This window comes from Jiangella alba (assembly GCF_900106035.1).
Classification (GTDB): domain Bacteria; phylum Actinomycetota; class Actinomycetes; order Jiangellales; family Jiangellaceae; genus Jiangella; species Jiangella alba.
In genome coordinates, this window is record NZ_FNUC01000004.1 from 1,404,496 (window position 1) to 1,424,689 (window position 20,194).

Annotated in this window: 14 protein-coding genes and 1 riboswitch; of the genes, 8 read left to right on the forward strand and 6 right to left on the reverse strand. The window is 74.1% G+C overall.

What is annotated here, in order from left to right:
* Nucleotides 1–227 precede the first annotated feature (227 nt).
* The 3 genes from BLV02_RS38085 to BLV02_RS24370 are packed head-to-tail and all read left to right on the forward strand — an operon-like array spanning nucleotide 228 to nucleotide 2,139.
* Complete coding sequence (locus tag BLV02_RS38085; RefSeq protein WP_281243420.1) at nucleotides 228–353, forward strand: hypothetical protein; 126 nt, start codon at nucleotides 228–230, stop codon at nucleotides 351–353.
* A gap of 24 nt (nucleotides 354–377) precedes the next feature.
* Nucleotides 378–1,460, forward strand: coding sequence for a PDDEXK family nuclease (locus BLV02_RS24365; protein ID WP_069109216.1), 1,083 nt, complete (start codon nucleotides 378–380; stop codon nucleotides 1,458–1,460).
* A 31-nt stretch (nucleotides 1,461–1,491) separates the two neighbouring features.
* A complete protein-coding gene (locus BLV02_RS24370) occupies nucleotides 1,492–2,139 on the forward strand; it encodes a nitroreductase family protein (protein WP_069109215.1) in 648 nt (215 codons plus the stop codon).
* On the opposite strand, the gene BLV02_RS24375 is transcribed toward BLV02_RS24370, so the two are convergent.
* Entirely contained in the window at nucleotides 2,136–2,531 is a 396-nt protein-coding gene (locus BLV02_RS24375; protein ID WP_069109214.1) for a cupin domain-containing protein, read from the reverse strand. The genes BLV02_RS24370 and BLV02_RS24375 overlap by 4 nt on opposite strands.
* Nucleotides 2,532–2,583: 52 nt before the next feature.
* Between BLV02_RS24375 and BLV02_RS24380 the strand changes: the two genes are divergently transcribed.
* The 3 genes from BLV02_RS24380 to BLV02_RS24390 all read left to right on the forward strand — a co-directional run bounded on the left by BLV02_RS24380 (nucleotide 2,584) and on the right by BLV02_RS24390 (nucleotide 14,624).
* Entirely contained in the window at nucleotides 2,584–3,546 is a 963-nt protein-coding gene (locus BLV02_RS24380) for a helix-turn-helix domain-containing protein (RefSeq protein ID WP_069109213.1), read from the forward strand.
* A gap of 151 nt (nucleotides 3,547–3,697) precedes the next feature.
* Nucleotides 3,698–13,036, forward strand: coding sequence for a carboxypeptidase regulatory-like domain-containing protein (locus BLV02_RS24385; RefSeq protein WP_141711356.1), 9,339 nt, complete (start codon nucleotides 3,698–3,700; stop codon nucleotides 13,034–13,036).
* Between the two features lie 121 nt (nucleotides 13,037–13,157).
* Complete coding sequence (locus BLV02_RS24390) at nucleotides 13,158–14,624, forward strand: NAD-dependent succinate-semialdehyde dehydrogenase (RefSeq protein WP_069109211.1); 1,467 nt, start codon at nucleotides 13,158–13,160, stop codon at nucleotides 14,622–14,624.
* Between the two features lie 15 nt (nucleotides 14,625–14,639).
* On the opposite strand, the gene BLV02_RS24395 is transcribed toward BLV02_RS24390, so the two are convergent.
* Nucleotides 14,640–15,155 carry a DinB family protein gene (locus BLV02_RS24395; RefSeq protein ID WP_069109210.1) on the reverse strand — a complete coding sequence of 172 codons (516 nt, stop codon included), beginning with the start codon at nucleotides 15,153–15,155 and terminating at the stop codon, nucleotides 14,640–14,642.
* A gap of 115 nt (nucleotides 15,156–15,270) precedes the next feature.
* Here BLV02_RS24395 and BLV02_RS24400 point away from each other — a divergent pair, with 115 nt between their 5' ends.
* Together BLV02_RS24400 and BLV02_RS24405 are read left to right on the forward strand one after the other, a co-directional pair.
* The gene (locus tag BLV02_RS24400) at nucleotides 15,271–15,612 is read left to right on the forward strand and encodes an ArsR/SmtB family transcription factor (protein WP_069109597.1); all 342 of its coding nucleotides are present in this window, start codon (nucleotides 15,271–15,273) and stop codon (nucleotides 15,610–15,612) included.
* The gene (locus BLV02_RS24405; protein WP_069109209.1) at nucleotides 15,609–17,279 is read left to right on the forward strand and encodes a SulP family inorganic anion transporter; all 1,671 of its coding nucleotides are present in this window, start codon (nucleotides 15,609–15,611) and stop codon (nucleotides 17,277–17,279) included. The genes BLV02_RS24400 and BLV02_RS24405 overlap by 4 nt, the downstream gene beginning before the upstream one ends.
* Here the strand turns inward: BLV02_RS24405 and BLV02_RS24410 are convergent.
* From BLV02_RS24410 to thiO, 4 genes are all read right to left on the reverse strand, one after another.
* Entirely contained in the window at nucleotides 17,264–17,854 is a 591-nt protein-coding gene (locus tag BLV02_RS24410; RefSeq protein ID WP_069109208.1) for an HAD-IA family hydrolase, read from the reverse strand. The genes BLV02_RS24405 and BLV02_RS24410 overlap by 16 nt on opposite strands.
* 61 nt (nucleotides 17,855–17,915) lie before the next feature.
* Complete coding sequence (locus tag BLV02_RS24415; protein ID WP_069109207.1) at nucleotides 17,916–18,701, reverse strand: thiazole synthase; 786 nt, start codon at nucleotides 18,699–18,701, stop codon at nucleotides 17,916–17,918.
* Nucleotide 18,702: 1 nt separating this feature from the next.
* Nucleotides 18,703–18,927 (reverse strand): sulfur carrier protein ThiS, encoded by a 225-nt coding sequence (gene thiS, locus BLV02_RS24420; protein WP_069109206.1) that lies wholly within the window; start codon nucleotides 18,925–18,927, stop codon nucleotides 18,703–18,705.
* Entirely contained in the window at nucleotides 18,924–20,081 is a 1,158-nt protein-coding gene (gene thiO, locus BLV02_RS24425) for a glycine oxidase ThiO (RefSeq protein ID WP_074946951.1), read from the reverse strand. The genes thiS and thiO overlap by 4 nt, the downstream gene beginning before the upstream one ends.
* Nucleotides 20,070–20,174, reverse strand: a riboswitch (TPP riboswitch). (Overlaps the previous gene by 12 nt.)
* Nucleotides 20,175–20,194 lie beyond the last annotated feature (20 nt).

Consider the following 20,194-nt stretch of genomic DNA (forward strand, 5'->3'; position numbering starts at 1 on the left):
GTCCCTGTTCACGGCGTACCTGCACGACCACGGCTGGCGGCTGGTCTCGATGACCGGCACCGTCCGCGAGCACGCGGCGTCGACGTGGTCGCACGCAAGGACGGCCGCCAGCTCGGCGCCGAGGCGAAGGGCTGGCCGTCGGCCGGCCATGCCACGTCGGGCCACTGGCTCGCGCAGGTTGCTGAAGGTGGTCATGCTCCTCGACTCATCCCGGGCACGAGCCCCTGGTGGTGCTGCCTGACGTGCCGCGCCACCGTGACCTTGCCGAGCGCACCCGCCGCACCGCCGCGGGCGTCCATGTGCTCCTCGTCGCCGACACCGGCTCCGTCGACACGGCCGACTGGGCGCCGTAGACCAACATGACAGGGAGGGAACCCATGCCAGTGGAGTTCGGCATCTGGAGGATCGACAACGGCCTTGCGCCGGTCGCGTTCAGTCGGCTGGACACCGAGTCGAGACTCGAGAGTCTGCTGGAGCAGGCCGTCTCGATTCTCGGACTCGACATCATGGTGTTGGCCCGGCAGGTGCCGACCTCATTCGGTAAGCGGATCGACCTGCTGGCCATCGACGCCGAAGGTGATCTTTACGCTATCGAGCTGAAACGCGATCGCACGCCGCGCGATGTGGTGGCGCAGGCGCTCGACTACGGGTCCTGGGTCAAGGACCTCGGCCACGTCGACCTCACCGAGTTGTACTCCGAGCGCCATCCGGGAGAACAGCTCGAGGTGGCCTTCGAGGAACGGTTCGGCGGTACCTTGCCTGATGCCCTGAACCAGAACCATCACTTGATCATCGTCGCGTCTGAACTCGACAACAGCACCGAACGCATCGTCCGGTACCTGTCCACTGACTTCGCGGTTCCCATCAGTGTGCTGTTCTTCCGCTACTACCAGGACGACGGGCGCGAGTACCTGGCGCGGACCTGGCTCAACGCGCCGACGGAGGCTGACGCTGCCGCCAGCGCGTCACGCCAGTCGAAGAAGACACGTGAGCCGTGGAACGGTCAGGACTTCTACGTCACCGTGGGAGAGGGCGACCACCGCAACTGGGAGGATCAGCAGGAGCTGGGCTACATCTCAGCCGGCGGCGGTAAGAGGTACTCCAGTCCGCTCAACCAGCTCTTCGTCGGCGCGCGCGTATTCGCGTACATCCCGGGTCGCGGATATGTTGGCGTCGGCCAGGTGACAGAACCCGCGCAGGCAGTCATCGACTTCACGGTCGACGTCGACGGGGAACGGGTGAACCTCTTGGATGTTCCCACTCTGCGTGCTCCGGCTCTGAAGGAACACACGTTGCCAGAGACCATGGAGTACGCCGTTCGGGTCCAGTGGATCACGACCGTCCCGCGGGAGCGTGCCATCAAGGAGCAAGGGCTGTTCGCCAATCAGAACAGCGCCTGCAAGCTGCGCAATCAGTTCACCATCGACCGGCTCACCGCGCGGTTCGGGCTCGATCAGTAGCCTGACCGGACCGATCGCTGAGGGAGCCCGCATGGACACCGCCGTCACCGACCACCTGCTCAGTACCACGCGCGCGGTCCGGCGCAAGCTCGACCTCGACCGCGAGGTCGAGCCCGAGGTCATCACCGCGTGCCTGCGCCTCGCCGTGCAGGCGCCCACCCCGGGCGCGGCGCAGAGCTGGCGCTGGCTGGTGGTGCGCGACCAGCAGCTGCGCAACCAGCTCGGCGCTCTCTTCCGCGAGGTCGGCTCCGAGTACATGCGCCGCCGCCGCGAGGCCGCCGGTTCGGCCGCCGAGCAACAGCCGATGAAGCGCATCCTCGAGTCCGGCCAGTACCTCGTCGACGTCATCGAGCGGGTGCCGGTGTTCGTCATCCCGTGCGTGCAGGGCCGGCCGCACGGCACCAACGCCGCCGACTCCGTGTTCTACGGCGGCATCTTCCCGGCGGTGTGGAGCTTCCAGCTGGCGCTGCGCTCCCGCGGCCTCGGCTCCACCCTCACGTCGTACCACCTGGTCAAGGAGGCCGAAGCGGCCCGCATCCTCGGCATCCCCGACGACGTCACCCAGGTCGGTCTGCTGCCGGTCGCGTACACGACGACGCAGGACTTCAAGCCCGGCACCCGCCAGCCGGTCGAGGACCTCAGCTACCTCGACTACTGGGGCGAGCCGCTGGTCTCCTAGGAGGTCAGCGCTGTGCCGATGGTGCGGGTGATGTGGTCGGGCACCTCGCCCTCGTGGTCGCCGGTGTTGAGCGTCCCGGCGGGCTCGAACATGAGGATCGAGGCGCCGGCCGACGACGGGCGGTGCTGGAGGCCGCGGGGGACAACGAAGACATCGCCGCGGTGGAGCGTGACCGAGGTCTCGGGGGCGGCGGCGGGGCGCAGGCCGATGGTGAGTTCGCCGTCGAGGACGAGGAAGAACTCGTCGGTGTCGTCGTGGGCGTGCCAGACGAACTCGCCGGCCACCTTGGCGATCCGGACGTCGTAGTCGTTGACCCGCGTGACGATGCGCGGGCTCCACAGGTCATCGAACGAGGCGAGGGCGGCGTCGAGGTTGATGGCGTCGTGACTCATGACGTCCAGCCTCGCCGCGGCACAACGGCCCGACGAGTAGTAGAAATGGCGTATGTCGCAAGGATCCTCGCACCGCGTCGCGCAGATCGTCGCGCCCGGCTCGAACCCGTTCGAGATGGCCATCGGCATGGAGCTGTTCGGCATCACCCGGACGGAGCTGGACGTCGACTGGTACGACTTCGTCGCCTGCTCAGCCGGTGACGGGCTGACGGTGCGCGAGGGCCTGTTCACCATGCACTGCCCCGGCACGCTCGACGACGTCGCGACGGCGGACACGGTGATCGCGCCGAACCGGCCCGACCCGGAGGCCGGCTACGGCGACGACGTCCTGGAGGCGCTGCGCGCGGCCGCGGCCAGGGGCGCGCGCATGGTCAGCTTCTGCACCGGGGCGTTCGCGCTGGCCGACGCCGGTCTGCTCGACGGGCACACGGTGACGACGCACTGGCGCTGGGCCGACCAGTTCCGCCGTCGCTACCCCGACATCGACCTGCGGCCGAACGTGCTGTTCGTCGACGACGGCCAGGTGCTGACGGCGGCCGGCAGCGCGGCGGCGATCGACCTGGGGCTGCACATCATCCGCGCCGACTTCGGAGCCTCCGTCGCGACGACGGTCAGCCGCCGGCTGGTGTTCCCGGCGCACCGGGAGGGTGGCCAGCAGCAGTTCATCGAGCGGCCGGTGCCGCGGCCCGGGGAGGCGACGCTGGCCGGCGCGATGGAGTGGGCGACGGCGCACCTCGACCGTCCGCTCACCGTCGCCGAGCTGGCCGGCCGCGCCGCGATGAGCCCGAGCACGTTCCACCGCCGCTTCCTCGCCCAGACCGGCACGACACCGTTGCGCTGGCTGCACCACGAACGCATCGACCACGCCCGCGCGCTGCTCGAGACCACCGCCCTGGACGTCGCCGAGATCGCCCGTGCGGCCGGCTTCGGCACCGCCGCCAACCTGCGGCAACACTTCCGCCGGCACACCGGTCTCGCGCCGACGGCGTACCGGGCCGCGCACGCTGTCGGGTAGCCGCCACTGGCAGCAACCGGTCACACGATCGTCATCGACCGGTCTTTACATCGCACCTAACTGGTCTATACCGTTACGCACCACAATGCACCAATTGGTCCGGATCGTTCGGGCCGTCGAGGTGCTGACTTCGTGGTGAAGGGCGGTCACCATGCCAGTGCGCACCCTGTTCGGGCGCTCATCCGCGGTGCTCCTGGCGCTGCTGCTGGCCTTGGGGGTGGTGCCGCCGACGGCGATGGCGTCGGCATCACTCCCGGTGCGGGCGGCAGTCACGAAGGCCGCCGACGCGACTGACGGCGTCCCCGCCGACCTGACCGCCGGCCTGCCGATCGATCCGGCCGGCTTCGGCGCCGGCCCGGACACCGACGCCGCGTCCGGTGGCAGCACGGCGGACGGCGAGAGCGCGGCACCGGCGGGCGTCGAGGAGGCCGTCCGCACGGCCGCGGCCGACGGCGGCGCCGTGCCGGTGATCATCCGGCTGCGCGACCAGGCCGACCTCGCCGCCGTCGCCGAGCGGGCCGACGACGCGGCGACGGCGGCGGCGGAGGACGCGCGGGCGAGCCTGCGGTCCGCCGGACCCGAGGCGGAACGCGACGTCGCCGAGCGGGCCCGGGCCGCCCGCGCCGAGACCGTCGTCACCGAACTCCAGGACACCGCCGGCGCGACGCAGCCGGCCGTCCTCGACCTGCTCGCCGGCCGCGGCGCCACCGCCGTCACCCCGTACTGGATCTTCAACGGCATCGCCGCCACGGTCGACGCCGCGACGCTGGCCGCGCTGGAGGGCCACCCCGACGTCCAGAGCGTCGAGCTGGACGAGGAGATCACCCTCGAGGAGCCGATCGAGCCCGGTCCCGGCGAGCCGCTGCTGCCGAGCTGGAGCCTGGAGAAGATCCACGCGCCGGACGTCTGGGGCGAGTACGGCGTGCGTGGCGAGGGCGTGGTCGTCGGGATCATGGACGGCGGCGCGGACGGCGGGCACCCGGCGCTCAGCGCGTCGTGGCGGGGCACGACCGGCGACCCCGCACAGAGCTGGTACGTCCCGACCGGCGAGAACTACCCGGCGCCCGGTGACGGCGGCGGCCACGGCACGCACGTCACCGGCAGCATCGTCGGCACCGCGCCCGGCGAGCTGACCGGCGTCGCGCCCGGCGCCACCTGGATCGCGGCGAAGATCTTCCGCGACTCCGGCAGCACCACCGAGTCGATCATCCACGACGGCTTCCAGTGGATGCTCGCGCCCGGCGGCGACCCGGCCGCCGCGCCCGACGTCGTGAACAACTCGTGGGGCTCCGACGCCGGTGGCGCGACGACCTTCTGGGACGACGTGGCCGCGTGGGAGGCGGCCGGCATCGTGCCCATCTTCGCCAACGGCAACAACGGCCCGGCGCCCGGCACGGTCGGCTCGCCGGGTAGCTTCCCGCACGCCATCGGCATCGGCGCCACCGACGTCAACGACGTGGTCGCGAGCTTCTCCAGCCGCGGCCCGGCCGTCTGGGACGGCGAGCGATACCGGAAACCGCAGGTCAGCGCTCCCGGCGCGCAGATCCGCTCGACCTGGCCGCGGGACCTCCCCGACGGCGAGGACGGCTACCACACCATCTCCGGCACCTCGATGGCCACGCCGCACGCCACCGGCGTCGTCGCGCTGATGCTGTCGGCCAACCCGGACCTGTCCATCGACGACGTCCGCGCGCTGCTCGAGGACACCGCGCGCACCGAGCCGCACATGGGCGACCTGCCGAACGACACCTACGGCGCCGGCATCGTCGACGCGTTCGCCGCGGTCACGCGGGCGGCCTACTCGGGCACCATCGCCGGGTCGGTCACCGACGGCGACGGCGACCCGCTCGGCGGCGTCACGATCACCGCGGGCGGCGACACGACCACGACCGCCGACGACGGCACGTACGCGCTGCCCACGGCGGCCGGCGACCACGACGTGACGGCGGCGGCGTACGGGTATGTGACGGCGACCGCGCAGGTCACCGTCGCGATCGGCGAGACCACGACGCTCGACCCGCGGCTGGACACCGCCGCGACGCACGCCTTCACCGGCACCGTCACCGGACCCGGAGGGCCGGTCGCGCACGCCCGCGTCACGCTCGGCGGCACCCCGCTCGACCCCGCGGTCACCGGCGCCGACGGCGGCTTCGGCTTCGACGACGTCGCGGCCGGCACGTACACCGTGCGGGTCACCGCCGCCGGCCACCAGCCGCGCACCCACGAACTGACCCTCGACGGCGACGCCCGCCTCGACATCGCCCTCGACGCTCTCGACCAGCCCACCGATCCGGGCTGGACGCAGTACCAGAACAACGCCACCCGCAATGGCATGAGCGGCGACGCCCTGGCGGCGGAGACCCTGCGGCCGAGCTGGACCGCTGCTGCCGGCAGCGCCGTCACGTTCGCGTCGCCGGTCATCGCCGGCGGCCGGGTGTTCCTCGGCTCCGACGCCGGCCGGTTGTCCGCCTACGACGCGGGCACCGGCGAGCGGCTGTGGTCGCACCAGACCGGCGACGCGCTGCGGGGTACGCCCGCGGTGGCCGGCGACCTCGTCGTGACCGGCGGCGGGCTGGACGGCGGGCTCGTCGGGCTCGACGCGGCCACCGGGCAGCAGCGCTGGGCGGTCCCGACACCGGGCCGGCTCACCGTCTACACCGCGCCGAGCGTCGTCGACGGAGTCGTCTACGCGGCCACCGGCCCGTCGCAGGATCGCGAGGACACCGTGTTCGCGCTGGACGCGGCCACGGGGGAGCAGCTCTGGGCCACCGACGTGGGCACCTCGGTGTTCGCCGGTCCGGCCGTCGGCGAGGGCCTGGCCATCGTCGGGAACGCCGACGACGGAGAGCTGATCGCGCTCGACGCGGCCACCGGCGCGGTCCGCTGGACGCTGGCCCGCGAGCGCGACTACTTCATCGGCGGCGCGAGCATCGTCGACGGCACCGTGTTCGTCCCGACGACGGACGGCGACGGCGGTGGCAGCCTGCTCGCGGTCGACGCCGCCACCGGCACGCTGCGCTGGGAGGCCGCGACGCACGGCGACGGCCAGGGCAGCACGCCCGCCGTCTACGGCGACCTGGTGATCGCCGGGTCGCACGGCCTCGGGCTGGTCGTGGCGTACGACCGCGAGACCGGCGACCAGGTGTGGCAGTACGCGGTGTCCGGGGCGGTCAGCGCGTCGGTCATGGTCACCGACGACGGGTTCGTGGTCGGCGGCTCGCAGCTGGACTTCCGCATCTGGGCGCTCGACGCGTCGACCGGCGAACTGGCGTGGGAGGCCACGGCCGGCGGCAACGTGACGACGTCGCCCGCCTACGCCGACGGGCTGCTGGTCAGCGCGGACGTCCGCGGCAGCGTGTTCGCGTTCCACCCGACCGGCGCCATCCGCGGCACCGCCACCGGGCCGGACGGGCCGGTCGCCGCGACGGTGCGGATCGAGGAGACCGGCGCCGAGACGACGGCCGACCCGGACACCGGCGCGTTCGAGCTCACCGAACCGCCCGGCACGTACACCGTCACGGTCGCGTCCTACGGCCTCAGCACGCACACCGAGAGGGTCGAGCTGGCCGCCGGCGCCACCGTGACGATCGACGCCGCGCTGACCGCCGTCGAGACCGGTGCGGTCGGCGGGATCGTCCACGACGAGGCGGGCGCCGCGCTGGCCGGCGTCACCGTCACGCTGGCCGGCACCCCGCTCGACCCGGCCACCACCGGCGACGACGGCGGCTACGGGTTCGACGAGGTGGCGGCCGGCACGTACACCGTCACGGCCGAGCTGCCCGGCTACGCGCCGCTGCGCCAGCGCGTCACCGTCGCCGCCGGCCAGACCGCGACCGCCGACCTCACGCTGACGAGGTACGAGGTGGCCGTCGTCGGCGACGACCGCGGCCGCATCCTCGCCGTCCTCGAGGACCTCGGCTTCGCCGCGCAGGCCACCGACTACGCCGACGTCACCGCGCGGCCGGGTGACTTCGAGGTGGTCGTGGCGAACGGCGCCGACGGCACCGAGCCGGGCCAGGAGGCGTTCGACGCGTTCCTCGCCGCCACGGACGCCGCCGGCACCAGCGTCGTCTGGCTGGACCAGTGGTCGCTGGGCTGGGGCGCGATCAACCACCTCATCGACTACACCGGCGACCCGCAGGACGCGCCGGACGAGCTCAGCGGCAGCGGCCGGGTGTCGCTGCTGCCGACCGCGGAGCACCCGCTGACCGCCGGGCTTCCGCTCGGCGAGCGGACGGAGCTGCTGGTCACGGGCTCGGCGTGGTCGGCGTTCAGCGGCTACTCCGGCGTGACGGTCGCGGAGCTGCACACCGACGAGACGGGCGCGGCCGGCGGCGGCATCGGCTACGCGCCGCGCGGCACCGGCAGCGCGCACGTGCTGCTCGGCTCGCTGGCCGCGGCCGCCAGCTGGGGCGTCCCGGACGACGACTGGCTGCCGCCCGCGTTCACCGTCCTCGGCAACGCGGTGCGCTACGCCGCCGACGCGCGGTTCGGCGCGGTCACCGGCACCGTCTCCGACGAGACCGGCGCGCCGCTCGCGGGCGTCACTGTCGCGGCCGGCGGGCAGGACGCCACCACCGGCGACGACGGCGGCTACCGGCTGCTGCTCGAACCCGGCGACCACACCGTCCGGTTCACCCGGCCCGGCAGCACACCCGTCGAGCAGAACGTCACCGTCACCGCGGGCGGCACGCTCACCGTCGACGCGACGCTGGCCGGCTCCGGCCTCGGCGCGATCCGGGGCACCGTCACCAGCGGCCGCGACGGCGCCCCGGTCGCGGACGCGCAGGTGGCCGTCACCGGCACCGGCCTGACCACCAGCACCGACGCGGCCGGGACGTACGCCCTGGCGGACGTGCCGGGCGGGACGTACGAGTTGCGGGTGTCGGCCGCCGGGCACTTCACCGCCACCGCCGCCGTCGAGGTCGTCGCCGGTCAGGAGGCCGTCGCGGACGTCGAGCTGGCGCCGTCGCCGCGGGTCGGCGTCATCGGCGACTACGGCGGTGACGGCATCGTCGCCCTGCTCACCGCGGCGGAGATCGCCGCCGAGCCGATCGCGTTCTCCGACGCCGCCCGTGTCGGCGAGTTCGACCTCGTCGTGTTCAACGACCCGCCCGACCCGGGCGCCGCGACGTTCCTCGGCTTCCTCGACGCGATGGACGCCGCGCAGGTCAGCGGCCTGTTCCCGGACGACCGGTTCAGCTCCGACGGCGGCGTCCGGCTGCTGCGCAAGTACCTCGGCGACCCGGCCGGCACCACGCCGATCAGCGACGAGGGCCTGGTCTCGTTCGCGCCGACGCGCCCGGACCACCCGCTGTTCGCCGGCCTGTCCGCGCAGCCGGAGATCCTGCTCGCCGACCGGTTCAGCGCCGCCATCGTCGGCTACTCCGGCACGCCGCTCGCGCACACCGTCACCGAGACGGGCGGCGACCGCGGCGTCGGCGCCGCGTTCACCGCGCGCACCCCGGGCAGCGTCCACCTGCTGCTGTCCGGCCTGGCCGCGACGGTGCTGCAGAGCCCGGCCGAGGACTGGACCGACGAGGGCCGCGCGCTCTACGTCAACGCCGTGCGCTGGGCCGCCGCGCCCGGGCTGGGCAGCGTCGAGGGCACCGTCCGCGGCGCCGACGGCGTCCCGGTGCCGGCCACGATCGGGGTGGCGCAGACCGGCCGGACGGTGACCGCCGACGCCGCCGGGGCGTACGTCGTCCCGCTGGAAGCCGGCGACTACACGCTGCGGATCAGCGCGTTCGGCTACAAGCCGGCCGAGCACGCCGTCACCGTCGCCCGCAACGGCGTCACCACCCTCGACGTCGAGCTGACCCCGGCCGACACCGGGACCATCCGCGGCCGGATCACCGGCGAGGCGGACATCACCGGCCCGTCGGCGCTGGGCGACCCGATCGCCGGCGCGACGGTCGCGCTGCTCGGCACGTCGCTGACCACCACGACCGCCGACGACGGCACGTACGCGCTGGGCCTGGTCGAGCCGGGTGACTACGAGCTCGAGGTGGTCGCCGACGGGCACGTGCGCACGCGCGTGGACGTGACGGTCGAGATCGGCGCGGAGACCGCCGCCGACGCCGAGCTGCGGTCGTCGCCGTCGGTCGGTGTGCTGGACGACTACCAGGGCCGGTTGGCCGCGTACCTGACCTACTGGGGGTACGAGCCACGGGCGCTGACCTGGGCCGACACCGCCGCCGTCGGCGACCTCGACCTCGTGGTCGGCAACTTCGCCTCGTTCTCCGGGTTCGACCCCGGCGCCGCGGGCTGGGCCGCCTTCGACGACGCGCTGAACCGGGCCAGCGTCCCGGCGATCTGGCTGGACCAGTACGGCCGCGGCGCGTTCCGGTACCTGTCCGGCTACGACGGCGACCCGGGCGCCGAGGGCGAGGGCCGCGACGACGGCGCCGTCACGGCCTCCGCCGCGGTGCCCGAGCACCCGCTGCTGGCCGGGCTGCCGGGGACGTTCCCGCTGGTGGAGGCGGACGCGGAGTACTCCTGGTTCGACGACTTCAGCGGCACGACGGTCGCGACGGTTCGCGGCGACGATGGGTCCGGCGGCGGGCTCGCCGGGGTCCGGCACCGTGGCGCACGGGCGGTCGACGTGCTGCTCGGCACGCTGTCGGTGAGCTCGTACGGCTACCCGGCCTACGGCACGCAGGCCGGGCTGGCGTGGGCGCCGGAGGCGGAGCGGCTGCTGCGCAACGCGCTCGGCTACGCGCTGGACGGCGAGCGGCTCGGCGCCGAGGTGCGCGGCACCCTGACCGACGCCGCCGGCACGGCGCTGACCGGCACCGTCACGGTCGCCGAGACCGGCGAGACGGTGCCGGCGCGGTCCGGCGACGGCAGCTTCGTCGTCCCGCTGGCCCCGGGCAGGTGGACGCTGCGCGCGGAGAGCTTCGGGCACGTCACGGCGGAGGCGCCGGTCACCGTCGCCGCCGGCCAGGTGCTGACCCGCCCGATCGCGCTGGCCGCCCGCCCGGCCGGCACCCTCGCGGGAACGGTCGTCGGGCCGGATGGCGCGGCGGTCGGCGGTGCGCGGGTCGAACTGCTCGGCACCCCGCTGGCCACGACGACCGCCGCCGACGGCACCTTCACCGTGCCCGGCGTGCCGGCCGACACGTGGACGCTGCGGGTCACGGCCCCCGGGTTCCAGGCGGCCGAACGGCCGGTCACGGTGCCGGACGGAGCGACGGCGACGGTCGACGTCCGGCTGCGGGCGTCGCTGCCGATCGCCGTCGTGAAGGACCTGTCGGCGTCGATCACCGGGCTGCTGCAGGGCGAGGGGTACGCCGTCGAGCAGGTCAGCGGCGCGCAACTGGCCGGGCTGGCCGAACGCGTCGGCGACTTCCGGCTGATCGTGTTCAACGGCACCGTCCTCACCTCCGAGCGGGCGGCGTTCGGCGCCGTCGCCGACGCCGCCGAGGCGGCCGGGGTGTCGGTGGTCTACGCCGGGCAGTGGGGCGGGTACGCCATCGGCGCGCTGTCCGGCCTGCGCGGCGACCCGGCCGAGGTGGCGTACGACTTCGTGCCCGAGACGGTCGAGGTCGTGCCGTCGGCCGCGCACCCGATCTTCGCCGGGTACGCGCCCGGCGAGCCGATCCCGCTGCTGGTCAACCCCGGCGGCAACCAGCAGTACCTGACCTGGTCCGGGTACAGCGGGACGACCGTGGGGTCGCTGCGCGCCGCCGACGGCACCGCGCTGGGCGACGCGTTCGGCTACCGGTTCACGTCCGGGACCAGCGTCGAGATCCTGCTCGGCGGGCTCGCTGCCAGCTCCTACGGCCGGCCCGGCGACCGCTGGACCGACGCCGCCGCGGACCTCTATCTCAACGCCGTCGCGTGGGCGACCGAGGCACGGCAGGCCCAGGTCACCGGCGTGGTGACGGCGGACGGCGCGCCCGTCGGCGGCGCGACGGTGACGGCGGCCGAGGCCGCGGTCTCGACGACGACGGCCGCCGACGGCGCGTACGTACTCGGGCTGGCGGCGGGGACGCACACCATCCGGGTCGAGGCGTTCGGGTATGCGCCCGCGACGCAGACCGTCGAGGTCCCGGCGTCGGGGACGGTCACCCTGGACGTCGCGCTGACGCCGCTGCCGCGGGGGAGCGTCGCCGGCGTGGTCACCTCAGGCGGCGAGCCGGTGGCCGGCGCCGTCCTCACCGCGACCGGACCGGACGGCTGGACCGCCACCACCGGCGACACTGGCGCCTACACCGTCGACGACCTGCTCGAAGGCGCCTACACGGTGACGGTGACCGCTGACGGGCACCTGCCCGCCACCGCGTCCGTCACCGTGACCGCCGACGCCACCGCCACTCTGGACGTCACGCTGGAGCCGCTGGACGTCGGCGTGCTCGGCGACGTGGGTGGCGCGGTGACCGGCTTCCTGCGTTCGGAGGGTGTGGCGGCCGCGCCGCTGGACTGGACCGTGGCCGCCGGGAGCCTGGACGGCTACGAGGTGGTCGTGGTGAACGGCGGCGAGCCGGACCGCGCGACCTTCGACGGCATGCTGACCGCGGCCGACGCCGCCGAGACCAGCCTCGTCTTCACCGGCACCTGGGGCGTCGGCCAGGGCGGCGTCCGGCTGCTGGAGGCGTACACCGATCGGGTCGTGGTCGGGGCGCACGGCTACGGGGACGGCCCGGTGACGATCACCGGCTTCGACCCGGCGCACGACCTGTTCGCCGGACTGTCCGACCCGGCGACGCTGATCACCGACGGCGGCTACTACAGCGCGCTGGCCTCGTATGCGGGCCGGCCGCTGGCGTCGCTGGCGTCACCGGTGGACGGCATCGCCGCCGGGTACGACTGGCGCACCGCCCGCAGCGTCGAGGTCGTGCTGTCCGCGAGCGCCGTCACCGGCGCCGTCGGGCCGGGACTCGGCTGGACGGACGACGGCGAGCGGCTGCTGCTCAACGCCGTCGACTGGGCCCGCGACGCGACCCTGACGGCGCCCGGCGCGCCGTCGCTGACCGCGCCCGCCGTCACGGTGACCGGGACGGTCGAGGCGAGCGGCGCCGCCGACTGGCCGTCGACCGTGACGGTGCTGGCCGGCGGCGAGCCGGTCGCGACCGCCGTCACCGCGGTGGACGGCAGCTGGCACGCGGCCGTGCCCGTCGCCGTCGGCCCGAACGAGCTGACCGCCGTCGCCGCCAACGCCGCCGGCGAGTCTGCCGCGTCCGCACCGGCCGCCGTCGAGCGGTGGGAACCGGAGTGGAACGTGCAGGGCAGCGGCCGGGTCCGGCCGGTCACGCTGGCCTTCGACGGCCCGTCCGCGTCCGGTGCGCCCGCCGACGCCGCCGTCCTCGTCGTCCGCGACGCGACCGGCGCCGAGGTGGCCCGGCACGACCTGCGCTGGGCCGGCGTCCGGTACCTGCACGTGCTGTCCGGACTAGCCGGCGGCACGTACACGCTGAGCGCCGAACTCGACGTCGACGGACTGCCGCTCCTCGTGCCCGGCCCCGACGTGTCTCTCCCGGGCCCTTGAGCCGCTTTGCAATGAGCACCGATACGCACCGGTGCCTATCGGTGCTCATTGCAAAGGCCCGTCGCCCACCCCGGCCAGGGGCGCAGACATCGCAGCCGGCCGGCAGGGTAGGAATGGAGGCATGAGTGCGGACAGAGAGCGTGCCGTGGTGTCCGGGGTGCCGACCGACCTGCTGATCGGCGGGCAGTGGCGAGCCGCGTCGTCGGGCGAGCGGTTCCCCGTGGAGGACCCGTCCACCGGCGAGGTCGTCACCACCGTCGCCGACGCCACCGTCGACGACGGCCTGGCGGCGCTGGCCGCGGCCGCCGAGGCGCAGGCCTCGTGGGCCGCCACCCCGCCCCGCGAACGCGGCGAGCTGCTGCGTCGCGCCTTCGAGGCCGTCACCGCGCAGTCCGACGATCTCGCGCTGCTGATGACGCTGGAGATGGGCAAGGCGGTCAAGGAGTCGAAGGCCGAGATCGCCTACGCCGCGGAGTTCCTGCGCTGGTTCTCGGAGGAGGCCGTGCGGGTCAGCGGCGGCTACTCGGTCGCGCCCGCGGGCGGCAGCCGGCTGCTGACGATGAAGCAGCCGGTCGGGCCGTCGTTCTTCATCACGCCGTGGAACTTCCCGATGGCCATGGGCACCCGCAAGATCGCCCCGGCCATCGCGGCCGGCTGCACCATGGTGGTCAAACCGGCGCACGAGACGCCGCTGTCCATGCTGGCGCTGGCCCGCATCCTGCAGGAGGCAGGCCTGCCCGACGGCGTCCTCAACGTCATCCCGACGTCGTCGAGCGGCGCGGTGTCCGAGCCGATCATCCGCGACCCGCGGCTGCGCAAGCTGTCGTTCACCGGGTCCACGGCGGTCGGGCGCACGCTGATCGAGCAGTCCGCCCAGCAGGTGCTGCGCGTCTCGATGGAGCTCGGCGGCAACGCGCCGTTCCTCGTCTTCGCCGACGCCGACCTCGACGCCGCCGTCGACGGCGCCATGCTGGCCAAGATGCGCAACGTCGGCGAGGCGTGCACCGCGGCCAACCGCTTCCACGTCCACGAGTCCGTCGCCGCCGAGTTCACCGACAAGCTGGCCGAGCGGATGGCGGCACTGCGGGTCGGCCGCGGCACCGACGACGGCGTCGACGTCGGCCCGCTGGTCAGCGAGAAGCAGCGCGGCACCGTCGAGGAACTGGTCGCCGACGCCGTCGACCGCGGCGCGAAGGTCGTCACCGGCGGCGGCCGCACCGGCGACGCCGGCTACTTCTACCAGCCCACCGTCCTCGCCTCCGTCTCCGACGACGCCCGGCTGCTGACCGAGGAGATCTTCGGCCCGGTCGCGCCCGTCACCACCTTCTCGACCGACGACGAAGCGGTGGCCCGCGCCAACGCCACGGAGTACGGGCTGGTCGCGTACGTCTTCACCCGCGACCTGCAGCGCGCCCTGCGGGTCAGCGAAGGGCTCGAAGCCGGCATGGTCGGCCTCAACGCCGGCATCGTCTCCAACCCGGCCGCCCCCTTCGGCGGCGTCAAGGCCAGCGGGTTCGGCCGCGAGGGCGGCGCCGAGGGGATCGAGGAGTACCTCGAGACCAAGTACGTGGCGATCAGCCTTCCCTGACGTCCCGGCCGCGGATCAGGTGCCGACGGTGCCGTCGATGGCCTCGCGGAGGAGATCGAGGTGGCCGCAGTGCCGCGCGGTCTCCTCGACGAGTTGCAGGACGGCGTAGCGCAGGTCGAACTCGTGTCCCTCCCGGCGGGCGACGTCGTCGAGGGAGTGGGTGGCGATGAGCTCGTTGGAGCGGGCGCACTCGGCGAGGTAACTGCGGACGATGGCGGCCAGCGTCTCGCCCGGCTCGAGCTCGAACCCGCCGTCGTCGCCGGCCCAGGGGTCGGTGACCTCGGGCAGCGCCGCGAAGGTGAACGCGAACCACCACCGCTCGACGCCCATGAGGTGGCGGACGATGCCGGCCGGGGTGAGCGTGCTGGGCGGGACGGGTGCCGTGGTGGCCTGCGCCAGGCTCAGCCCGGCCACCTTGTTGACGATGGTCTCGCGCAGGAAGTCGAGGCGCAGGACCAGAGCTTCACGCTCGCCCGCATGCAACGGCGGCACGACACGCTCGAGCGGCACCACCGAATCGGCGTCGGTCATCGGCCTCACCTCGTGAGACGACCGTAGCGGACGTCGGGGACAGAAGACCGGCGAAGCGCCCGGCAACTCACATCACGATTTGAAGAATTCTTCAATTGCGCAGATGATGTACTTCATGCCGGTCCCGCTACACCACGCCAAGGCGGAGTTCTTCCGCATGCTCGGCCACCCGGTCCGCATCCGGGTCCTCGAGCTGCTCCAGGACGGCCCCGTGCCGGTGCGCGAGCTGCTCGACGAGCTCGACGTCGAGCCGTCGAACCTCTCGCAGCAGCTGGCGGTGCTGCGCCGCTCGGGCATCGTCACGTCCACCCGCGAGGGCTCCACCGTCGTGTACGCCATGGCCGGGCCGGACGTCGCCGACCTGCTGCGCGCGGCCCGCCGCATCCTCACCGAGCTGCTGGCCGGGCAGCGCGAGCTCCTGCAGGAGCTGGAAGAGGAAGCCGCCGCCGCCCGATGAGCCGGGTGTGGTCCCGGCTGCGGTCGGTCCTGCCCACCCGCGCGGACCTCGTCAGCATGCGCCGCCAGCCCCGGCGCGACCTGCTGGCCGGCGCCACCGTCGCGATCGTGGCGCTGCCGCTCGCGCTCGGGTTCGGCATCTCGTCCGGGCTGGGCGCGGCCGCCGGCATCGCGACGGCGGTGGTCGCGGGCGCGGTCGCGGCGCTGTGCGGTGGCTCGAATCTGCAGGTCTCCGGGCCGACCGGCGCGATGACGGTGGTGCTGGTGCCGATCGTGCACCAGCACGGCGCCGACGGCGTGCTGATGGTGGGCCTGCTGGCCGGGCTGTTGCTCCTGGCGCTGGCGCTCGCGCGGGCCGGACGGTACATGGCGTACGTGCCGGCGCCGGTGGTCGAGGGGTTCACCATCGGCATCGCCGCGGTCATCGCGCTGCAACAGGTGCCGGCCGCGCTCGGGGTGCCGGTGCCGGACGGCGACCGCGTCGTCCTGGTGGCCGTCGAGGCGGTGCGCGACTTCGCCGCCGCGCCCGACTGGGTCGCCGCCGGCCTGGCCCTCGGCGTCGCGGCGCTCATGCTGGCGGGTGCGCGCTGGCGGCCGTCCGTCCCGTTCTCACTGCTCGCCGTCGTCGTCGCCACCACGGTCGCCGAGCTGGCCTCGTTCGACGTCGCGCGCATCGGCGCGCTGCCGTCGGGGCTGCCGGCGCCGTCGCTGGGCTTCGCCGATCCCGCGATGCTGCCCGACCTGCTCGCCCCGGCCGTCGCGGTGGCGGCGCTGGCCGCGCTGGAGTCGCTGCTGTCGGCCACCGTCGCCGACGGCATGAGCGTCGGCCAGCGGCACGACCCGGACAAGGAGCTGTTCGGCCAGGGCCTGGCCAACGTCGCGGCGCCGCTGTTCGGCGGCGTCCCGGCGACGGCGGCCATCGCCCGGACGGCGGTGAACGTGCGCTCCGGCGCGGCGTCGCGGCTGGCGGCGCTCTCGCACGCGGTGCTGCTCGCCCTGGTCGTCTTCGTGGCCGCGTCGGTGGTCGGACGGATCCCGCTGGCGGCGCTCGCCGGGGTGCTGCTGGCGACGGCGGTGCGCATGGTCGAGGTCGGCTCGGTGCGGGCGATGCTGCACGCGACCCGCGCCGACGCCGTCGTGCTGGTGCTGACCGCGGTCGCCACGCTCGCGCTGGACCTCGTGCAGGCCGTCATCCTCGGCCTGGTCGTGGCCGGCGCGCTCGCCCTGCGCGCCGTCGCCCGCAACGTCCGTCTCGACGAGGTCCCGCTGCACGACGACATCCCGGACGATCACGGCGAGGAGGAGCGGGCGCTGCTGATGTCGCACGTCGTGGCGTACCGGCTGGACGGCCCGCTGTTCTTCGCCGCCGCGCACCGCTTCCTGCTGGAGCTGTCCGAGGTCGCCGACGTGCGGGTGGTGATCCTGCGGATGTCGCGGGTCACGACCATCGACGCCACCGGCGCGCTGGTGCTCAAGGACGCGATCGAGCGGCTGGAGCGCCGGCACGCCGTCGTGCTGGTGTCGGGCCTGCGCGGCGGCCACGCCCGGCCGCTGGACCGGCTGGGCGTCATCTCCCGGCTACGCGACCAGGGCCGGGTGTTCGCGACGACGCCCGAGGCGATCGGGTACGCGCACGGACTGCTGGCCGCCGGTCAGAGCAGCCGGTAGGTCTTGCACGCGTCGGTGAGGTCGCTCGCCGACGTGAACAGGTGCGCCCGCATGCCCACCGCCGCCGCGCCGCGCACGTTCGGCGCGGCGTCGTCGAGGAACAGCACGGACGACCGGTCGACGCCCAGCACCCGCAGCACGTGCATGAACACCCGCAGGTCGGGCTTGGCCACCCCGATCTCGGCCGAGTTGAACACCTGGTCGAAGTCGTCGGCGATGCGCAGTTCGGCCAGTTCGGCGCCGACGCGGTCGGTGCCGTTGGTGAGCAGGCAGACCCGCAGGCCCGCGACCCGCAGCTTGCGCACGATGCCGAGCACCTGACGGTCGACGGTCGGGCGCTGCGTCGACCACGCGGTGGCGGCGACCGGGCCGATGGTGGCGGCGACGTGGTCGACCCACTGCGCGCGGGTGATGCCGCCGGTGACGACCTTCTGCAGCAGCCGCGGCTCGAACGCCGTTTCGTACAGCTTGCCCGGCGGCAGCCCGGATCCCTTCTCGATCGCCTCCGTCGCCGCCTGGTCGTAGTGGCGCACCACACCGTCGAGGTCGAGCAGAAGGACGTCGATCAGACCCATGTGGACGAATCGTGCCAGGAACGATCATCCGGCGACAGCCGGACTCCGGTACCCGGGACGGTCACAACGCCAGATCGAGGTTGACCCGGCCGTCGACCGGCGACGATGCCAGCGCGTCCTCGCGTCGCGGGATGCGTCCGGCCAGCGCCGCGTCGCGGCCGGCCTCGACCGCGAGCCGCATGGCGCGGGCCATGCGGACCGGGTCGGCGGCCCGGGTGACCGCGGTGGCGAGCAGGACGCCGTCGCAGCCCAGCTCCATGGCCTGCGCGGCGTCGGACGCGGTGCCGATGCCGGCGTCGAGGATGACCGGCACGGACGCGTCGGCGACGATCGCGGCGATGTTGCGGGGGTTGAGGATGCCCAGGCCGGTGCCGATGGGCGCGCCCAGCGGCATGACGGCGGCGCAGCCGGCGTCGGCCAGCTTGCGGGCCAGGATCGGGTCGTCGTTGGTGTACGGCAGCACGGTGAAGCCGTCGTCGACCAGCTGCCGGGCCGCCGCCACCAGCTCGACCGGGTCGGGCAGCAGCGTGACGTCGTCGGCGATGACCTCCAGCTTCACCCAGTCGGTCTCGCACGCCTCGCGGCCCAGCTTCGCCGTCAGCACCGCCTCGGCGGCGGAGAAGCAGCCGGCGGTGTTGGGCAGCACCCGGATGCCGTTGCGGTGCAGCAGCTCCCAGACCGACCCCTCGCCGTTCGCCTGCACGCGGCGCAGCGCCACCGTCGTCAGCTCGGTGCCCGACTCCAGCAGCGCCGCCTCGAGCCCGAGCAGGCTGGGTGCGCCGCCGGTGCCCATGATCAGGCGCGACGACAGCGGCACCCCGGCGATGACGAGGGGGTCGGCGGACATGTCAGCCTCCTTGGACGGCGGTGATGATCTCGATCTTGTCGTCGGGTTGCAGCGGCGTCGCCGCCCAGTCGGCGCGCGGCACGACGATCTGGTTGACGGCGACGGCGATGCCGCGGTCGTTGAACGTGCCGTCGGGCTTGGTCATGGTGCGCAGCACGACGTCGCCCAGCGTCGCGTCGGAATCGAACGCGACGACGTCACCGTTGATCGTCACCACCGTGGTCATGTGGGTCCTCCCGTCACAGTCGCGGCGAACCGGCGCGGGTCCGCGGCCGCGGCCCACTCGGGCACCGTTCCCGCACCGTATCGAGCCGCGAGCGCCGACGCGGTGAGCGGCGCGAGCAGGATCCCGTTGCGGTAGTGACCGGTCGCCAGCAGCAGGCCCGGAATGCCGGAATCGCCGATGAGTGGCAGGTTGTCGGGGCTGCCGGGACGGGCCCGCGCGGTCAGCTCCGTCAGCGGCAGCTCGTCGATGCCGGGGACCAGCGCCCGCGCGTCGCGCAGGACGGCGAACGTCCCGCCCGCGGTGACCTGGCGGTCGTCGGGCTGCTCCTCGCTGGTGGCGCCGACGACGACCTCGCCACCGTGCCGCGGCACCAGGTAGACGGCGCGCGCCTGCACGAAGCCGCGGACCACGCGGCCGAGCGCGAACCCCGGCTGCCCCGACGCGTCGAGCCGCAGGATCTGCCCCTTGACCGGGCGGGTCGGCACGCCGGCGAGGCCGGGCAGCGCGCGGGCCAGCTCACGGCTGGCCCAGCCGGCCGCCAGCACCACCGACCCGGCCCGGTGCCGCGTGCCACGGTCGTCGACCACGCCGCCCACCCCGCCCGACGGCGTCAGGCTCAGCTCGGCGACCCGGCGGCGCACGACCGCCACGCCCCGGTCGGCGAGCACGGCCAGCAGCGCCGCGTGCACCCGCCGTGGGTCGACCTGGTGCTCGTCGGCCGTCCACGTGGCGCCGGCCAGCCGCGGGCCGAGCAGCGGCTCCATGCGCCGGGCGTCGTCGACCGAGATCTCCTCGATCGGCAGTCCCAGGCCACGGCGCAGCGTCAGCAGCCGGCGCAGCTGCTGCCGGTCGCCGGAGTCGTACGCGACGGTCAGCGTGCCGGTGCGCCGGAACGCGAGGTCGGCGCCGGTGGCGTCGGACAGCTCGGCGGCGAACTCCGGCCACGCCCGCGCGGACGCCACGTTCAGCGCCGTCAGGTGGTCCTCGCCGAAGTCGGCCTCGGTGACGTCGGCCAGCATGCCCGCGGCCGCGTGGGTGGCGCCGTCGCCGGGCGCGGGGTCGAGGCACGCGACCCTCAGGCCGAGCCGCGACAGCCGCCACGCGACGGCGGCGCCGATGATGCCGCAGCCGACCACGGCCACGTCGACACTCACGATGCTCCCTCCGCTGGCATGACCCAGTTCAGGTTCGACGGTCGGCCCGCTGGCCCTCTCAGCCCTGCCGTCAGGGCTCCCGTGCGCTTCCACGGTACCCCGCCCGTGGCAGA

Bases quoted from the DNA above. Each gene is read 5' to 3' on its own strand.
- thiS (WP_069109206.1), bottom strand. From the start codon at position 18,927: ATGACCACGGTGGTGACGATCAACGGTGACGTCGTCGCGTTCGATTCC.
- BLV02_RS24375 (WP_069109214.1), bottom strand. From the start codon at position 2,531: ATGAGTCACGACGCCATCAACCTCGACGCCGCCCTCGCCTCGTTCGAT.
- BLV02_RS24370 (WP_069109215.1), top strand. From the start codon at position 1,492: ATGGACACCGCCGTCACCGACCACCTGCTCAGTACCACGCGCGCGGTC.
- BLV02_RS24365 (WP_069109216.1), top strand. From the start codon at position 378: ATGCCAGTGGAGTTCGGCATCTGGAGGATCGACAACGGCCTTGCGCCG.
- BLV02_RS24410 (WP_069109208.1), bottom strand. From the start codon at position 17,854: ATGGGTCTGATCGACGTCCTTCTGCTCGACCTCGACGGTGTGGTGCGC.
- BLV02_RS24415 (WP_069109207.1), bottom strand. From the start codon at position 18,701: ATGTCCGCCGACCCCCTCGTCATCGCCGGGGTGCCGCTGTCGTCGCGC.
- BLV02_RS24380 (WP_069109213.1), top strand. From the start codon at position 2,584: ATGTCGCAAGGATCCTCGCACCGCGTCGCGCAGATCGTCGCGCCCGGC.
- BLV02_RS24405 (WP_069109209.1), top strand. From the start codon at position 15,609: ATGAGCCGGGTGTGGTCCCGGCTGCGGTCGGTCCTGCCCACCCGCGCG.
- BLV02_RS24395 (WP_069109210.1), bottom strand. From the start codon at position 15,155: ATGACCGACGCCGATTCGGTGGTGCCGCTCGAGCGTGTCGTGCCGCCG.
- BLV02_RS24400 (WP_069109597.1), top strand. From the start codon at position 15,271: ATGCCGGTCCCGCTACACCACGCCAAGGCGGAGTTCTTCCGCATGCTC.
- BLV02_RS24385 (WP_141711356.1), top strand. From the start codon at position 3,698: ATGCCAGTGCGCACCCTGTTCGGGCGCTCATCCGCGGTGCTCCTGGCG.
- BLV02_RS24390 (WP_069109211.1), top strand. From the start codon at position 13,158: ATGAGTGCGGACAGAGAGCGTGCCGTGGTGTCCGGGGTGCCGACCGAC.